Raw genomic sequence first — 1,344 nt, forward strand, 5'->3', positions numbered from 1 at the left:
CGGCTGCGGCTCCGCCCAGCAGTGCGGCCCAAGTAGCGCTCAATCAAAAAGAACTGAACTATCTAGGTGCCTTGTATGAATCCTAAAAAAATCGAAGCCGCTTACCCGTTGTCGCCGTTGCAGAAAGGCTTTCTGTTCCACGCCGGTTACGATCTGCAAAGCGCGGACAGCTATGTTGCCCAGTTGTTTCTGGATTTCGAAGGAGAGCTGGACGGGGCGGCGATGCGGTCGGCGGCGGACGCGCTGATGCGCCGCCACGCGAACCTGAGGGCGGGTTTCGTGCATCCGGGCGGGCAGGAACCGGTGCAGGTGGTGCTGCGGGAAGTGGTGGCCGGCTGGGAAGAGCGTGACTGGCGCGGGCGGAATCCGCAGGAGGCGGCCGAGGCGCAATCGGCGTGGCAGGAGGCGGACCGCGAGCGCCGTTTCGAGCTGTCGCAGCCGCCGTTGCTGCGGTTCGGCTGGCTGAGGCTGCCGGCGGGGCGCAGCCAGCTGGTGGTGACCTACCATCACATTCTGCTGGACGGCTGGTCGCTGCCCTTGCTGCTGGAGGAGCTGCTGGCGCTGTACCGCGCCGGGGGCGGGGACGGCGGGCTGCCGGAGGCGACGCCCTACAGCGCGTATCTGGGTTGGTTGCAGGAGCGTGACCGCGCGGCGGCATGCGAGGCCTGGGGCGGCTACCTGGAGGGGCTGGAAGGGCCGACTCTAGTGTCTACCGGGCATCCGCAGGATCACGCCGAGCAGAAGCAGCGGGCTTGGCGCCTGCCGGCGGAGCTGACGCAGGCGCTGACGAGGCAGGCGCGGCAGCAGGGGGTGACGCTGAATACGCTGCTGCAGGCGGCCTGGGGCATGTTGCTGGGCAAGCTGAACCTGAGCCGGGACGTGGTGTTCGGCATCACGGTTGCGGGCCGGCCGGGGGAGTTGCCCGGGGTGGAGCGGATGATAGGCCTGTTCATCAACACGGTGCCGGTGCGGCTGCGATGGTCGGCGGGCGAGACGGTAGCGGGCCTGGTGGGGCGGCTGCAGCGAGAGCAGGCGGGATTGCTGGACCACCAGCATCTGGACCTGGTGGAAATCCAGCGGCTGGCCGGCCAGCGCCAGCTGTTCGACACCATCTGCGTGTTTGAGAATTATCCGGTGGACGCCGCGGCGATGGAGCAGCCCAGCGGCGGGCTGCAACTGCGGGGAGTTAGCGGCGGCGATCGCTACATGACCCACTATCCGCTGTCGCTGATGATAGAGCCGGGCCCCGAGTTGAAGCTGAATCTGATCTATCAGCCGGAACGGTTCGAGCCGGAGGCGATTGAGCGCTTGAGCGCGCAATTGACGCGGTTGCTCGGCGTCATC

At 67.0% G+C, this 1,344-nt stretch carries 1 protein-coding gene; it reads left to right on the top strand.

From position 1 onward, the window contains the following. Positions 1 to 75 precede the first annotated feature (75 nt). The coding region (locus tag VL52_RS22885) for a condensation domain-containing protein (RefSeq protein ID WP_046159207.1) at positions 76 to 1,344 on the top strand (1,269 nt) is incomplete at its 3' end.

This window comes from Chromobacterium vaccinii, assembly GCF_000971335.1.
GTDB classification, from domain to species: domain Bacteria; phylum Pseudomonadota; class Gammaproteobacteria; order Burkholderiales; family Chromobacteriaceae; genus Chromobacterium; species Chromobacterium vaccinii.